This is a genomic window from Blautia sp. OF03-15BH, from assembly GCF_003463065.1.
Taxonomy (GTDB): domain Bacteria; phylum Bacillota; class Clostridia; order Lachnospirales; family Lachnospiraceae; genus Limivivens.
This window is the reverse complement of the sequence record NZ_QSCM01000010.1, coordinates 12,559-28,226: the sequence shown is the minus strand read 5'-3', so window position 1 is coordinate 28,226 and position 15,668 is coordinate 12,559. Positions and strand designations below refer to the sequence as shown.

The 15,668-nt window shown below is 43.9% G+C and carries 10 protein-coding genes; 6 read left to right on the top strand and 4 right to left on the bottom strand.

What is annotated here, in order from left to right:
• The first annotated feature begins 380 nt into the window (after window positions 1-380).
• From DXA57_RS11405 to DXA57_RS11390, 4 genes are read left to right on the top strand one after another with little or no spacing between them, the layout of a single operon-like run.
• Window positions 381-1,586, top strand: coding sequence for an Ig-like domain-containing protein (locus DXA57_RS11405; RefSeq protein WP_117767502.1), 1,206 nt, complete (start codon window positions 381-383; stop codon window positions 1,584-1,586).
• A gap of 11 nt (window positions 1,587-1,597) precedes the next feature.
• Window positions 1,598-3,160, top strand: a complete 1,563-nt coding sequence (locus DXA57_RS11400; protein WP_117767501.1) for a CpsB/CapC family capsule biosynthesis tyrosine phosphatase — start codon at window positions 1,598-1,600, stop codon at window positions 3,158-3,160.
• A gap of 45 nt (window positions 3,161-3,205) precedes the next feature.
• Window positions 3,206-3,895 carry a YveK family protein gene (locus tag DXA57_RS11395; protein ID WP_243005780.1) on the top strand — a complete coding sequence of 230 codons (690 nt, stop codon included), beginning with the start codon at window positions 3,206-3,208 and terminating at the stop codon, window positions 3,893-3,895.
• 12 nt (window positions 3,896-3,907) lie between these two features.
• On the top strand, window positions 3,908-4,627 hold the full coding sequence (locus DXA57_RS11390; protein WP_117767499.1) for a CpsD/CapB family tyrosine-protein kinase: 720 nt from the start codon (window positions 3,908-3,910) through the stop codon (window positions 4,625-4,627).
• Between the two features lie 56 nt (window positions 4,628-4,683).
• Here the strand turns inward: DXA57_RS11390 and DXA57_RS11385 are convergent, their stop codons facing one another.
• Complete coding sequence (locus DXA57_RS11385) at window positions 4,684-5,541, bottom strand: quinate/shikimate dehydrogenase (RefSeq protein ID WP_117767498.1); 858 nt, start codon at window positions 5,539-5,541, stop codon at window positions 4,684-4,686.
• A gap of 106 nt (window positions 5,542-5,647) precedes the next feature.
• Window positions 5,648-6,574: a serine hydrolase gene (locus DXA57_RS11380; RefSeq protein ID WP_158571308.1), complete on the bottom strand. Its 927-nt coding sequence runs from the start codon at window positions 6,572-6,574 to the stop codon at window positions 5,648-5,650.
• Window positions 6,575-6,803: 229 nt separating this feature from the next.
• Between DXA57_RS11380 and DXA57_RS11375 the strand changes: the two genes are divergently transcribed.
• Window positions 6,804-7,898, top strand: coding sequence for a phosphotransferase enzyme family protein (locus tag DXA57_RS11375; RefSeq protein WP_117767496.1), 1,095 nt, complete (start codon window positions 6,804-6,806; stop codon window positions 7,896-7,898).
• A 56-nt stretch (window positions 7,899-7,954) separates the two neighbouring features.
• Here the strand turns inward: DXA57_RS11375 and DXA57_RS11370 are convergent, their stop codons facing one another.
• Together DXA57_RS11370 and DXA57_RS11365 are read right to left on the bottom strand one after the other, a co-directional pair.
• On the bottom strand, window positions 7,955-8,686 hold the full coding sequence (locus DXA57_RS11370; protein ID WP_243005779.1) for a restriction endonuclease: 732 nt from the start codon (window positions 8,684-8,686) through the stop codon (window positions 7,955-7,957).
• A complete protein-coding gene (locus tag DXA57_RS11365) occupies window positions 8,683-8,982 on the bottom strand; it encodes a GNAT family acetyltransferase (protein ID WP_117767495.1) in 300 nt (99 codons plus the stop codon). Before DXA57_RS11365 ends, DXA57_RS11370 begins: the two co-directional genes overlap by 4 nt.
• 501 nt (window positions 8,983-9,483) lie before the next feature.
• Between DXA57_RS11365 and DXA57_RS11360 the strand changes: the two genes are divergently transcribed.
• Window positions 9,484-15,612 carry a SpaA isopeptide-forming pilin-related protein gene (locus DXA57_RS11360; protein WP_117767494.1) on the top strand — a complete coding sequence of 2,043 codons (6,129 nt, stop codon included), beginning with the start codon at window positions 9,484-9,486 and terminating at the stop codon, window positions 15,610-15,612.
• Window positions 15,613-15,668: the final 56 nt, after the last annotated feature.

Below are 15,668 nucleotides of genomic sequence, written 5' to 3'. Positions count from 1 at the left end.
TACAGAAAGTGAAGTCCAGTGAAATGTTAAGAAATAGATTGCAAAACATGGTAAAAACATAATTAGAACATCACTGTGAAAGAAGGAAAACTTTCGTAAAATAGTGTTTTCTTGTATTTTTTTTAGTACAAAAAGAAAACTCTGTCAAGGCTCTTTTGAAGACAAAAAAGTGCATTTTTTCTGGGAAAATCGAGGAATAAGCAATCGCTCGAAGAGAAGAAAAGAGCGGATTTTATAACAAATATATAAAATTATGTGTTATTAGGTAAGAAATCGTTGAGAATTAACATGGAAAATTTTTTTAATGTGTGCTATAATGCAAAACATGGTGGGCGATTGTGCGCACCGCCAAATAAAAATATTTAAGGAGGGAAAAGAGAATGAAGAAGTTTGTGAAGACCTTTGCAGTTGCTGCTTCCATGACCATGGCTCTGGGTATCAGCTCACAGGCAGCAGTAAAGAGTGTTTCCGTTGCTGAACCGGTTCGTTCTACCATTTCCAAAGTACACACTGTTAACAAGAAGGTACCGTGCTACCATATTTACAGAGGAAAAGGGGCTGTTAACAGCCTGACTCTGAAACCGGTCGTAACGGTTACCAAAGGTAGCAGCAAAGCAGTTACCTTTAAGAGCAACAATCCTAAAGTTGCTACAGTAAGTGCTTCTGGTAAGGTATATTTCAAAAAAGCCGGTAATGTAAGAATCACAGTTACTTCCAAAGCCGATGCAAAGAAATCTGCTACCGTTCGTTTCGTTGTAAAAGATATCGAGAAAAAGATCACTTCTCTAAAGACATCTACCAACAACGTAACCATGGCAGTTGGCCAGAGACTGAAAGTGACCACCAAGATCACTCCGAGTACTGCTACCTGCAAGAATCTGAGATATGATTCTTCCAACTCCAGCATCGTTACTTTCCAGAATGGTGTTCTGAAAGCGAAAAAGCCGGGAACTACTACTGTTAAAGTAAAAGCTGTTGACGGAAGTAAAAAAGTTGCTACCATCAAAGTAACTGTAAAAGCTGCTCAGGTAAGCAAGGTTGACGACGACAAGACTGTTGATAAAGTAGCTGGTAAGAGCTATATCAAATGGTCTAATCCGGAAAAAGCAAAAGATCAGATCAATGCTCTGGTAGCCGGTGTTGAAAATAACAACGTGATTCCGGAGAGCAAAAAGACGATCGAGTTCAGCGAGTTTACCGTTAAAGTCCTTGACCAAGGCGGTCTGAGAATCTATGACAAAAACGGTAACCGTATCGAGTCTGAGATCTATGCCGGTAAAGAGTTCGAGAACCTTGGCATCAATGAGAATGTTGACGCTCAGGCTATGAAAGCCGTTCTCAGCGGACTTGCAACAGCTACCGAGAATCTGAAATCTGTACACAGATTCACAGGTACTCTGACTCTGGCCTGTGGTGATGTAAAAGTTACCCTTTCCAACATCAGAGTATCTAACAGCGCAATCCGCTTCACTTCTGAAGGTGCAGCAGGAAGCGTTATCTTCACAAAGAACGGTGCGGTTCGTTTTGCTAACTGCCCGACTCTTGCTAAATACTTCAGCACTGTCACCAATGGTGCGATCGGCTGAGTAGTGCCTGCATGACAACAAACACAGAGACGCCCCCAAAAGCGTCTCTGTATTTTGGTAAAGAGGCGGTGAAAAATACGATTCGAAAAAACATGCGTACACTGTGCTTCACTCTGGGAATCCTCTTTTTGATACCGGCTATGCCGACACAGGCAGGTGGAATCAATGCAGAAGAACAGAGGCTGATCAATGAAGCCAGCGGACGCTTTACATATGAAGGAAAGACATACAAAGCCAAAGACAGCTATCTGGAGCTTCTGAAAGAAAAACTTTCGGAAGAAGATATGGATCTTACGGCAGATGAAGTAGATCAGTATCTGACTACCATGTATGCCAGTGTGCAGACCGGACTGGAGCAGGGGCTTCTGGAAGAAGTAACAAGTGGAGAACCTAGGAAAGAGACAGAGGCACCAGGAATCGCTGCAGGGAGTAATCAAGCCGGCAATCATACACAGAAGACAGCAGATACGGAAACACCGACGGAACTGGAGGAAAGGAAATCTACTGTATCGGAAAAAGCAGAAGCCTCCGTGCAGAAAACAGAGACTTTTTCCAGGAAACAAACGGAGGCGGAATCGGAAACAGTTCGTGAGAGCGAGTCGAAAAAGAAAGCTGCTTCTGAAGATAAAACTTTTTCAGAAACGGAATCCGCAACTGTTAAAGAAGAGAAAAAGGCTTCTTTGAAAGGAAAGGATCCAGTAGGAAAGACAAAAGAAACGAAGAGCAGTGACAGCAGGGAAATGAAAAATATCTTTTTACCGGTACTTTTGATCCTGCTGGCAGCAGCGGCAGTGTTTTTTACTGTTATTATGCTCCGAAAAAGAAAGAAGCAAAAAGAATTTGGAAAATTAGCGGCAGAGACAGAGGAAATCACGGATCTGCACTGCCATATCCTTCCAGGCGTGGATGACGGATCGCGGGATATGGATATGACATTAAAAATGCTGGATATGGCTTATACTCAAGGGGTCCGCAGAATCATAGCCACGCCGCATTATCATATGGGATATGTCCAGAATGAGCCTGAGAAACTTTTGAAGGTTTTGAAGGAAGTCCAAGAAAAGATCAAGAAGAAATATCCAGATCTGGAACTTCTGCCTGGAAATGAGATTTTTTACAGCGATGGTGTTGTTGATCTTCTGAAAGAAGGAAAAATACTGCCGCTTGGCGGTGAGAACAGCAGATATGTGTTGTTGGAATTTTCTCCGCATGATACGTACAGCAGGATCCAGGAAGCTGTGACAAAATTGATGCGTGCCGGTTATCGCCCGGTGATCGCTCATGTGGAACGTTATCAGTGCCTGCATAAGCAGAAGGCTCGTCTGGAAGAGTTTCAGGAACAGGGAGTGCTGTTCCAGGTCAATTATAACAGCATTAAGAAAAATAAGTGGCTTTTCCAACAGGGATTTGTGGATCTGCTTTCCACAGACTGCCATAATGAGGAAGAGCGTGCGCCGAAAATTCAGGAAAATTTGAAAGACCTCAATACATGCTGCGACAGAACACAGATCGAGAGAATCCTGAGGGAAACTCCGGATCTTATCTGGAACAGTGGAAAAGAGAAGGAAAGGTAAATATTGATGGAAGTGAATACGCAAATACAAAATGCAGATGATGAGATGGAAATCGATTTAAAAGAACTCTTTTTTGTATTGCTTCAGCGTTGGTGGATCATTCTTCTGGCAGGAATCATTTGTGCAGGAGCAGCAGGAGTATATACAAAAACCATGGTGACACCACTTTATAAGTCTTCTTCAACAATCTATATTCTGAGTAAGGATACCGTGGTTTCTCTTTCTGATATTCAGCTTGGTTCCCAGCTGACGAAGGATTACACGGTACTGGTAAAAAGCCGTCCGGTCATCGATCAGGTAATTGAAAACTTGGATCTTGATATGACTTACGAACAGTTTTTGAGTCGACTGGAACTGACAAATCCTTCAGATACCCGTATGATCACGATCACCTTTACGGATGAAGATCCGGAGATGGCAAAAAAAGTGGCCGATGAGGTTGCAAAGGTTTCGAAAGCCCGTGTAAAAGAAATCATGAACACACAGGAACCGACCATTGCAGAGGAAGGCTATGTTCCCGAACGGCCGTCCAGTCCCAGTACAATGAAAAATGTAGTGATGGCAGGTCTTCTTGGTGTACTGCTGGCTATGGCAGTGATCGTTGTGATTTATCTGATGGACGATACCATCAAGAGCAGTGATGATATTGAAAAATATCTGGGTCTGACCACATTGGGTGTTATTCCTATTGAGTCAAAGAAGAAGAAACAGAAAAAAATGATTCTTGGAAAGTAGGAGGAAGAAAAGATGAAGAAACTGAATCTTGGAGAATTGCGCCCTCTGAATTTCCAGGGCAGCGAGAGTTATAAATCTCTGCGTACGAACATTCAGTTCTGCGGCGATGATGTAAAAGTGATTGCTTTTACCAGCAGTATTCCGAATGAAGGAAAGTCGATCCTGGTGTACCGTACTTCCTGTTCCATGGCAGAGACCGGAAAAAAAGTCCTGATGATCGATACAGATATCCGTAAATCCGTGCTGGTAAACCGTCTGGGTATCGATAAACCGGGAAAAGGACTTTCTGAGTATCTTTCCGGGCAGTGCAGCCTGGATGAGTGTCTGTATGAGACCAATGTGGAAAATCTCCATATGATCCTTACCGGACCGGTTGCCCCAAATCCTTCGGAACTTCTTGGCAGTGACCGTTTTAAAAAGCTGATTGCAAAGGCCAGAGAGACCTACGATTATGTTTTGATCGACTGTCCTCCGCTTGGAAGTGTGATTGATGCGGCAATTGTAGCTTCTGCTGCAGATGGTGCCATCCTTGTTATTGAGAGTGATGTCATCAGCCGGAGATTTGCCCTGAATGTCAAGCAGCAGCTGGAGAGAAGCGGATGCCGTATCCTGGGTGCTGTACTGAATAAGGTAGAGATGGAAGGAAAAGGCTATTACGGTCATTATTACGGAAAATATTATAAGAAATATTACGGAAAATACTATGGAGATAAGGAACACGAAGAAAAATGATCCAGATATTTTCTGAGACAAAAATACCGCCCTGGTTTGCAGGACGGTATTTTTTGTTATAAAAAGAATTTTTTCTTGATCAGTTCTACAGGCATTTCTTTTCCGGTCCAGATTTTAAAGGCCTCTGCTCCCTGATAGAGGAGCATATAAAGACCATTGAAATGCGGACAACCAGTCTCTTCAGCCATCTGAAGCAGTCGAGTTTTTCTGGGATTGTAGATAATGTCAGAAACAATCAGATCTTTATGAAGAAAAGAGGCATCCGGTAAAATACAGCCTTCTTCATAAGGTGCCATTCCAAGATTGGTTCCGTTGGTAAGAATTTGGCTGTCTGCCAGTTCCCGGCGTAAAATCTCTTCATCTTCATAGGAAAAAAGCCGGATCGTACAGTTTGTCCGTTCACGCAGAGAAGAAACAATCTTAAGTGTATGTTCTCTTTTCGGATCTCTGGTAAAAAGAGAAATCTCACGGACACCATCCAGAGCAGCCTGGACTAAAATAGCAGTCGCGGCACCACCGGCACCGAAAAGCGTCATTTTTTTCCCGATGATGTGAAAACCTGCGTCTTCACAAGCTTTCATATAACCAATCCCGTCCGTTGTGTAGCCGGTGAGTACTCCATTCTCATTTAATACCGTATTGACGGACCCCGAAATTTCTGCAGCGGGGCTCAGACGGTCGCAGAGTGTGCACATTTTATTTTTGTCCGGCATGGTCAGGTTAAAGCCGCGGACATTCATTTCTTTTAAGGCTTCTACAACGGAAGCCAGTTTTTCTTCGCCTACGTCAAAAGCAAGGTAAGCATAATCAAGATCATGATACTGAAACGATGCGTTGTGCATGGCAGGGGAAATACTGTGAGCCACAGGACTGCCAAGCAGGCAGACAAGGCGGGTGGAACCGGAAATGTTCATATAAAAAAACTCCCTTCAAATAATCTATGAACACTTTATCACAGGAAACAGAGAAAGTAAAGGTGAGAAAATATTGACCATATGGGAGCCGGGAGGATACTGCATATCATCCATTCAGATATTGATAGACCATAGAGGAAAGTCTGCGGATATGGGAAATGCTGTAAGCATGACTGTCCTCTGAAAATATACAGATCACATAAGGCGTTTTCTGACCGTAGACAATGGCGGCATCGTGCTGGAATTGCTCAAATTCACCGGTTTTGTTTGCGACAGTCACACCGGAAGGAACACCTGCCGGAATCTTGTAGCGATAGGTTTGTTGTTTCAGAAGAGAGAGCATGGCATCGGAAGCGCTTTTTGATGCCATCGTTCCCCGGTAAATTTTTTCTAGAAGCATTCCACAATCGGCAGCACTGGTATGATTAACTCCGTTCACCCGTGTGGAGCTCAAGTACGGATGACTGCCGGGACCGATCCCATGATACTGGGCAGTTCTGGTGAACTTCTGCCTTTTCAGAAACTGGTTCATTTCTGCAGGACCGACATAATCCGCCACAATAGAATTGAAAGAATCATTGTCGCTGTAAACGATCATATTCCAAAGCTTCGTGGAAAGATCAGAAGTCATGGTGAGCTGTTTTCGCTCAATCTTATCGTAAGCGGCAGCCATGGCAAAAAGCTTGATGGTACTGGCAGCAGTGAAGGATCTTGAACAGGTGGAAATACTCTGATTGGTTTTCAGATTTTTCACATAAATGCTCCAGTTCGCAGAGGAAAGCCCATTGTCGGAAAGATAGGAGAGTATCTGTTTCTTTAAAACGATCATTTCCTGCTGCTGGATGGACCGGCGGATCAGAGCTCTCAGTTTTTTCTTTTTTACCCGGAGAATACGCATGCGTTTTACCGTGGCGGCTGTTGAAGCCTTATGACTTGTTTTGGATGACCTGGCTGAAGCCTGTGCGGGCAGTGTCGGTTCTGCAAAAAGAGAAGCTGCCAGAACAAGAGCCAGTAATCTCTTTCCATATTTCATATACACACCCCCAAAAGTCTGTGATGATATTGTAATCATTATAATAAATCTTTAAAGAAAAAGATAGCACATTCCAAAAATCTTATAGGAAAATGCTTTGAAAACAGAATTTTAACAGGAATCCAAACTTGCCATAATCTCGATTTCTTGGTATGATAGGAAAGATAAGAATAAGACAGTATGCAAGATAAAAATAGCTAGTACAGTGAAAATAAAGGAGAATAGAAAAATGTTTGAGACCATAAAACTCATTGGAGAGAAGTTTCGTCTGCAGGGAGAGCTGTATTCCTACAGTGTGATCACAGTTGGAAATATCAACTCAACCTATAAGGTGACTTATGCGGTAGGCGACAATAAGTATAAAGCATATCTTTTTCAGCGGATTAATACGCATGTGTTTAAAAATCCGGTGGAGATCATGAAAAATATCGATCAGGTAACTTCTTATATCCGGGAAAAATATCCGGAGCAGCTGGCTCTTCATTTCCATCATACGGAGGATGGGGTCAATTATTTTATCAGTGATGAAGATTCTTTCTGGAGAGTCATGAATTATGTGGACTCTCTGACACTGGATACGACAGATGATCTGGCTGTGATCGAGGCAACAGGCAAGGCTTTTGGTAATTTCCAGGCACAGCTGGCTGATTTTGACGGGTCTGTTCTTTATGAGACCATTCCGGATTTCCATAATACCAGAAAACGTCTGGACACTCTGTTTGAAGATGTAAAAAAGGATCCTTGCAATCGTGTTCATGAGGTGCCGGATGAGATCGCATATCTTTCTTTTGTCAGTGATAAGGCAGCAGAACTGAGTGTACGTTTTGCTAAGGGCGAGCTTCCTAGAAGGGTAACACATAACGATACAAAGGCCAATAATGTTCTGTTTGATAAAGTCACCAAGGAGCCGTTGGTAGTCATTGATCTGGATACGATCATGCCGGGAATGTCCATGTATGATTTTGGAGATGCCGTTCGTTTCATTGCCAATACTTCAGCGGAGGATGAACCGGATACCAGCAAAGTTTTCTTTGACACCGGAAAATTTCGTGCGTTTGCCAAAGGCTTTATCAGAGAGACCAAGGATCTTCTGACAGAAGCAGAACTGCAGAATCTGGTAAAAGCCAGCTTTTCCATTACTGTGGAGCAGGCAAGCCGCTTTCTGGATGATTATCTGACCGGCGATCATTATTTCAGGTATGAGTATCCGAAGCACAACCTGGTCCGTGCCAGATGTCAGCTTCAGCTTGCCAAAGACATTGAGAAAAAGTGGTCTGAACTGGAATGGATCATTCAGGATGTGATCGAGCAGCTGGAAAAATAAAAAAAGGGCTGTTGCAAAATAGATGAGGGATCATCCATGGAGCAACAGCCTCCTTTTTATCGTTCACTTTTTTCTGTTTTCTTAGGCAGAAGTTGTTGGGTATGTGTACGGTGTTTCAGCTTTCGACTGCGGAAAAGACTGAAAAAGAAGAGCAGGAGCGGAACCAGAACGATCCCGCCCATGTTGCCAAGAAGACAAAAACCGATTACAAGGGAGCTTCCAAGCAGCAATGTGGCAAGACAAGAAAGAAAAAAGCTTCCTTTTTCAAGAAAAAGCAGGAAGCTTCCAAGAAACAGGAAGGCACAAAACATACAGTCTGTCAATCTCAGTAAGTGGCGGATGGCTTCCAGACCCTCTGCAGAACAAAGAAAATAGAAAAGCCAGGCGCTCCCGACCATCCCCAGAAGTCCTGCCAGATTAAGAAGACGGGGCTTTTTGCATTTACGGAGTTCTTCCAGAACAGAACGGTTCCAGAGAAGGACATCTGTTTTTTCTGAAAGGGCAACAGCGGAATTGGTAAAGTACTGGTTAGTCAGTACGGCCGCTACATCACATTCATAAAATTTCATACCCGCATAGGCTTCCTGGATCGCTTTGTTTCCAAGATAATAAGAATAGCATTTACACTGGATGCCGTATTTTTTCCGATGCTTCCATGCAAGAATATCGATCCCCTGATCACCGCTTCCGCGTGTGACTTCCACATGATGAAAACCATTCTTGCGCAGCAGTCCGGCACAGTAATGTTCAAACGTGTGACCATCCATCCGGTCGTAAGCCTTTTTCATTGTATTGTTTCGTCTCCTGTAAGCAGAGTATCTTTTTCGCGATATCGTTCATCGTAGCACTGATTCAGCCATGCTACGGTCTCATTGAGACCTTCCGGCGAGTATTCAAAAAATGCAGTTTCCTTTTCGTCGTCCGGAGTGACTTCAAAACAGTAAGGACCTGGATAGATGGTGGCGGCAATCTGTCCGTCTTTCAGCTCCAGAAGGTAACGCATACTGTGAAAGGATCCGGTATAGCGGGACTTCTTGATATAAGCAAGAGAAAAAACACCGGAAAGATCTATTTTTTCATTCATAAAAAGCCTCCTGAGTTCTCAGCGTTTGGGTAAAAGACCTTTTGACCCTGGCATCATCATAGCATAAGATAGATAAAAAATCCAGACAAATGCGAAAGAAAGGATTGCATTTTCAAAAAAAGTGTAGTATGATGAAAAAGACAAATCTGAAAGGGAACAGATAAGTTCTCGTTTTATCTTTTATTGATCATTTTGGATCGGTTCTGATCCGCAGAATCCACTATTTTTTAAAATATCATTCAAAGCATCATTCTATTCTATTGTCATTTAAATCCTCATCTCTTTTTTTCTTTGAATAAAAGTAACTGTTCAGGACGTTCAAAACAACAGGCCACAGGTCTCCATTCCATTTCGCTGATGTTCTGAACCGTTACAAATAAAAAATCTCTAGTCATAAAATCCATCGTGAAAGGAGTTCTGTATGGGACATAAGAAGCGATGTCGGGATCCTACCGGAACATTTAACAACTGAATATTGGAAATCAGGAGGAGATGATTGATATGAAACATAAGATCAGGAGCTGTTTTGCATGGATGCTGGCAGTGTCCACATTGGTGACGTCTGTTCCGGCAGGAGCATTTGCCTCGGAGCCTGCCATGACAGTGAAGGAAGAATCTTCGACATCCGGGGCGGAAGAAAATCTGATAGATTTTTTGGAAACAGAAGCAGCAGAAAGCGAACCCGTTCAGCAGGAAGCAGCAGAAACGGAAAAAGAAACGATAGAAACCGATACGGAAAAGGAACTTTCGGAATCGGAAAGTGCAGAAACTGCTGTTACGGAAACAGAGGAGGAAGAACAAGAAACGGTTCAGGAAACAGTTCAGGAAACAGAAACAGACATGCCGGAAGAATCGGAGGAAGCTCCGGAAAATGAAGAAACTTTAAAAGAACCGGATGATTCGACAGAATCGATGGAAACTCAGGAAAATGCAGAGGTTACAGAGTTTTCTGTTCTGGGAAATGGAAGCGTTTATATTTATGCAGACGGTCAGAAAGTTACAGAACTATATGGAAATATGGCTTCAGAAAGACTGGAAGATTTGGATGGAAAAAATCTCACTTATACGATGCTTCCGGATAAAGATAATTTCGCATATTCTGTCAGCAGGAATGAAGAACTTGTTGCAGAAGAATGCTGGAAGGACTGTGGAGCAGATGCCGTTTTTTCAGGACGTCTGTTACGTTCGGGCGGAAGTTATGTGTTTTGTTTTATGACAGAGGAAGAGCTTTCTGCCATGCCGGTGCCTCTGGGAGATGGTTCTCTTTTTCCGGGAGGAAGGAATGACCATCTTCTTGGTTTTGGCGTTACGCCGGGTTCCAACATAGACAACCCCAAAACAGGTGAATATTATACGGCCAGGGCTGTTTTTTATCCGGCCATCGGAGATTATAATGTCCATAATTATTTCAATCTGCAGCAGGGTTATGTTTATCCGGCTGAAGATTCGGAAGTTTATCAGAAATTCGGAAGTGCTTTTCGAATGACTACCTGCGGTTCTTCGGCAGCGCAGATCTGTCCGCGGCCGGGAGCCACAGGAATGCTGTATATTTATATTGACCAGGTGACAGAAAACAGTGTCGTATATCAGGCGGCCTGGAAAAATGATAACGGGACACAGCAGAATGTTTATGGAAATTTCAAGATAACGATCAAAAGATCACAAGGCGGGATCGTGCTTCATAAGCGGCTTTCCAATGCGGACCGGGCGGTGACAGATGTTTATCAGCTGGATGCGGTTTTTGATGTTCTGAACGCTTCAGGAGAGAAAGTGGGAAGTATTTCCACAGACCCGAAAACAGGAGAAGGTCTGATAGATGATCTGCCTCCCGGAAACTATACGCTGAAAGAAGTCAAAGCCCCGAAATATGCCACCATATCGACTGCTTCCTGGAACTGTAAAGTGAGTACGGGAAAACAGGCAGGCGTAACTGTAAAAAATCATCCTTATCTTGGAATTGTTTTTTTAAACAAGAAGTCTTCCAAAGGAGCGTGGGACGATTCCATGAAGGGTGCCGTATACGGGATCTGGAACAACAAAGATTGTTCCGGTGAGCCGCTTGTAAAAACGGTTATTACCGGGAAACGCACAAAGATCAATCGTTTTCTGGCCTTTGATCAGACGTATTATATTAAGGAGATCAGTGCGCCGACCAGCGGAAAATGGGGACTTTCCGGAAAAATCTATTCTGTAAAATTCACAGAAAAAGAGCTTCCGGCTGTGGTAAAAAAAGACACAGACCAATTTGTTGAAAAGGATCTGACTGTAACGGAAGATGAACCTTCGAATGTAAAAGTCCGGGTGAATAAGGTTTCTTCGCTCAGTCGAGCCGATTTTGACTGGCTGACCAGGTTTCCGAACTATTCTCTGGCAAATGCAGCCTATACCTTTTACTGGGATGCAGGCTGTACAGATGTTATCGGAACCGTGTATACGCATACGCTGGAGAACGGGTTTTATTCCAAATATCTGGAAATTCCGGGGCTCCAGGCAGGAGAAAGCAAAACGATCTATTATCAGGAAACCAGGCAACCCGGTGGGCATGCAAGGAATCTGTCAGTAAGATCTCTGAAGGTGACGGCGCCGCAGACAGATGACAAGGATGATGCGCTGTATACAGTAAGGGATGAAGATCTGTATGTGTATGGTTCTTTAAACAACCTGTTAAAAAAAGTAGGAAGTGACGGAAAAGAGTATCGTCCGCTTGCCGGTGCACAGTTTGAATTGAAGCTTTATGATTCCCCACAGGGCGGAGAAGAACTGATGGCCTGGCTTTTTGAAACAAACGAAGAGGGAAAACTGAAGCTTCGAAATCCTTTAAAGGGAGAAGTTTATATTTCCAAAGTGTCGGATCTGACCTGGTTTCCCATGGGATATTATACGATTCAGGAAATCAAGGCTCCGGAGGGGTATATCTGTGATCCGACCATCCGCTGGTTTTCTCTGCTTCCGGAAAATGGAAATGCTTCCGGAGATGGAAAGACGACTAACCGGGTCTGCACCATGAGTGAAAGCTGGCCGGAACTGGTAAATCAGCAGGAAACAGGAGATCTTTCGGTTAAAAAAAGCTCAACAAGACCGGAACTGACGGATGAAAACAGCATTTATTCTTTTGAAGATGCAGAATTTGGTATCTATGAAAAAGAAGAATTTTCTGCTGAACCGAAGGCTGTTTTAAAGACAGGAGCATCTGGAGAAACGAATACGGTCACCTTGCCGGCAGGAATTTACTATGTGAAGGAAAGAAAAGCTCCTGCGGGTTACCGGCTCAGCCAGGAAGTGAAAAAAGTTGTTCTGACAAAGGGACAGCATCAGCAGGTGATTTTTGAAGACGAACCGTTCTACCAGTCTGTTGAGACAGCCGTACAAAAAAAGATCAAAGGAGGAACTGATCTTTCAAGGGAAGGAGCAGAATTTACTCTGTGTTATTATGGCGGAGAGAAGCTGCTTCGTACCTGGGTTTTGAGAACCGATGCAGAAGGGTATGCAAAATTTGAAGACAGCTATAAGATTTCCGGAGATCCGTTTTATCAGGTAAACGGAAAAGCGGTGCTTCCGCTTGGACGCCTGACCATAGAAGAGACGAAAGCTCCGGCAGGACTTTTAAAAGATCCGGGGATCCGCACATTTGTCTCAGATGAAGAAGGAAAGTACCAGGGGGAAACTGGAAACAGCTTTACCAACGAAGGGATTGTGGTGACGGATGAGCCGGTTTACGGCAGTGTGAGAATCTGTAAAAGGAGTCAGGATCTGCCGGAAGGAACAGAGGGAGATGCACGGTTTGAAGGCGCAGTTTTCGGTATTTATAATAAAAACAGTTATTCTGTGACCCGAAAGGATCAGGAGAACTGTTCTTATCTGCCGGACGAAGAAGTGCTGCAGATCACAACAGACGCTTCCGGACTGGCAGAAACCGATGCAGTGCTTCAGGCAGGCACATATCTTATAAAAGAACTGACTGCACCGGAAGGCTATCTTTTAAGTGAAGAGACACTTACCTTTTCCATTCCGGAAGACCATCCGGGGGAGATGGTTGATCTGACAGAAACGCCGGTAAAGGATTCCGTGATCCGGGGCGGCTTTGCACTTTCTAAATGGGATCTGGAACGGAACGAAGCTGGAAAAACACAGGGAGATGCTGCTTTGGAAGGAGCTGAATTTACACTCAGCAATGAATCCGAAGGAGCCGTGTACGTAAACGGAAGGAAAATCGCAGAAGGAGAGATCATCGACACCTTTAAGACCAACGCAGAAGGCAAGATCGAAACCTCGGAAACACTGCTTCCTTATGGAACCTATAAGCTGGAAGAAACCTGTCCGCCGCCGGGATATACCAGGGAAGGCGAGAATCTTACCAGAATCTTTCAGATTCGTGAAAACAAGAAAATCTGTCGTTTTGACGGAGAAGAATCTGCGGCAAAAAACAGAGTCAGCCGCTTTGATCTCACACTGGTGAAATTTAAAGATACCCTGAGCAGTGAAGAGCCGGGTGAAGAACTGCTCCCTCTGGAAGGCTGTAAATTCGAGGTCCGTCTGAAATCCACAGGAGAATTATATACGGTTCTGACAACGGATAAAGAAGGTATGGCAACTACCAGAGACCCGGAACAGTTTCCGGATGGCAGACTTCCCTATGGAACATATGTGGTGACAGAGACAGAGCATCCGGCTTCTGTAATGCCGATAACACCTTTTGAGATCAAAGGAGAGGTGGATCGGAAAGAGTATACGGGAATTTATCTGAATGACCGTCCCATAGAGATGCCGGTAACACTGATAAAAAGAAGCACGGATCAGAAACTGATCATTCCGGAAAAGGGAACGGCATTTCAGGTTCTGGATGAGAAGAAAAATCCGTTGACCTTCCACGTTTACTATCCGCATAGTGAGGAGCTCACCGTTCTGCAAACCGATGAATCAGGAACGATCACCATTCCGGAAAAACTGCCATATGGAACCTACTATCTCCGGGAAATACAGGCTCCGGAAGGTTATCTGCGGGGCGAAGATCTTAGCTTTACAGTAGATAAATGGGGAAGCTGGACCAAACCTCTGGAAATAAGCTTTTATGATGAACCGGTAAAGGGACAGATCAGGCTGGTTAAAATGGATGCCGAAACGAAGGAACAGCTGACAGGGGCCGTATTTTCCGTGTTTGCAGCAGAAGATATTGTGACACCGGATGGATATCGCCATTATGCCGCAGAGGAATTTGTGGAAGCGGTGACTGTTGGAACGGATGGAACCGGTATAACAGGGAAACTTCCTCTTGGAAAATATAAGATCCGGGAAACAAAAGCACCGGAAGGCTATTGTCTGGATACCGGAAGTTATCTTGTGAATCTTACCTGTAAAGATCAGGAAACAGAAGTGGTCACAGCAGAGCTTATGCTTAAAAACCATCCGACGACCTGGAAACTTTTTAAGACGGACACGACAGGAAAAGCACTGGATGGCGTGACTTTTTCTGTAAAGAAGTACGATCTTCCGGAAGAAGAATCCGGAGAAAACAAAGGACAGCAGGATATGACCAATGCCGCATCAGAAGAAAAAACCGTGACAACGGCAGATGGTGGAAGTGTGGAATTAAAATATCTGACGCCAGGTGTATATCAGGTGCAGGAAACAGAAACTCTTCCGGGCTATATTCTGGATACAGAAGTACGGTATGTTACCGTGGATAAAGAAGGCTTTATTTTTGAATCCGATCCGGAAGGAAAGCCGCTGGACGAAGACCGCGCAAAATCTGATACAGAAACTTTGAGATGGACGAATGACTTTACCAAATGGGATATTTCCAAGACAGATATTACAGGAGATCAGGAACTGGAAGGTGCAGTTCTTGAAGTGCGAAATGATAAGAATGAGCTGATCGAGACATGGATATCAGGAAAGAGTCCGCATCGCATAGAACGTCTGATACCTGGAAAATATCTTCTCACAGAAAAAACAGCGCCGGCGGGGTATGTGACGGCCAGTACCATTTCTTTTGAAGTGACGGAAGACGGGAAAGTCCATTCGGTTGTCATGATCGATCAGGTTACCCGTGTAAGGATTTCCAAGCTGGATATAACCGATCAGAGAGAAGTTCCGGGCGCACATCTTGAGATTCTGGATGAAAAAGGAGAGATACTGGAAAGCTGGGTTTCCGGAAATGAGCCTCATTATGTGGAAAAACTTCCGGTAGGCACCTATCATCTTCGTGAGACACTTGCACCGGAAGGCTATGAAAAAACAGAAGATGTCATTTTTGAAGTAAGAGATACTATGGAAATTCAGTCTGTGTTCATGTATGACCGTCCGGTCAAAGAAACAGAACCGGTACCGACAGAAACAGAAACACAGGAGACCGAGACCGAACCTCCGGAAACAGAGCTTCCGGAGACACAGTCTTCAGAGACAGAAATGGAAACAAAAATGACAGAAACCACATCTACGGAAACAGAAACGTTTATGTCTGAAACAAACACATCTGAGACATCCTCATCAACAACTACCCAGGAAACAAAAGCTCCAAAAACCGGAGATCCGACCAACCGTACGGCGGAAGTATGTATGTTCCTTCTTTCTGGAATGACACTCCTGTTTGTCTGGAGAAGAAACAGAAAAGTAAGAAAAGAAAATAAATAAGCAGTAGTCTTCTGACGGCTTCCATGGATGGTCTGAGAAAAAACATTTCTGAAAAA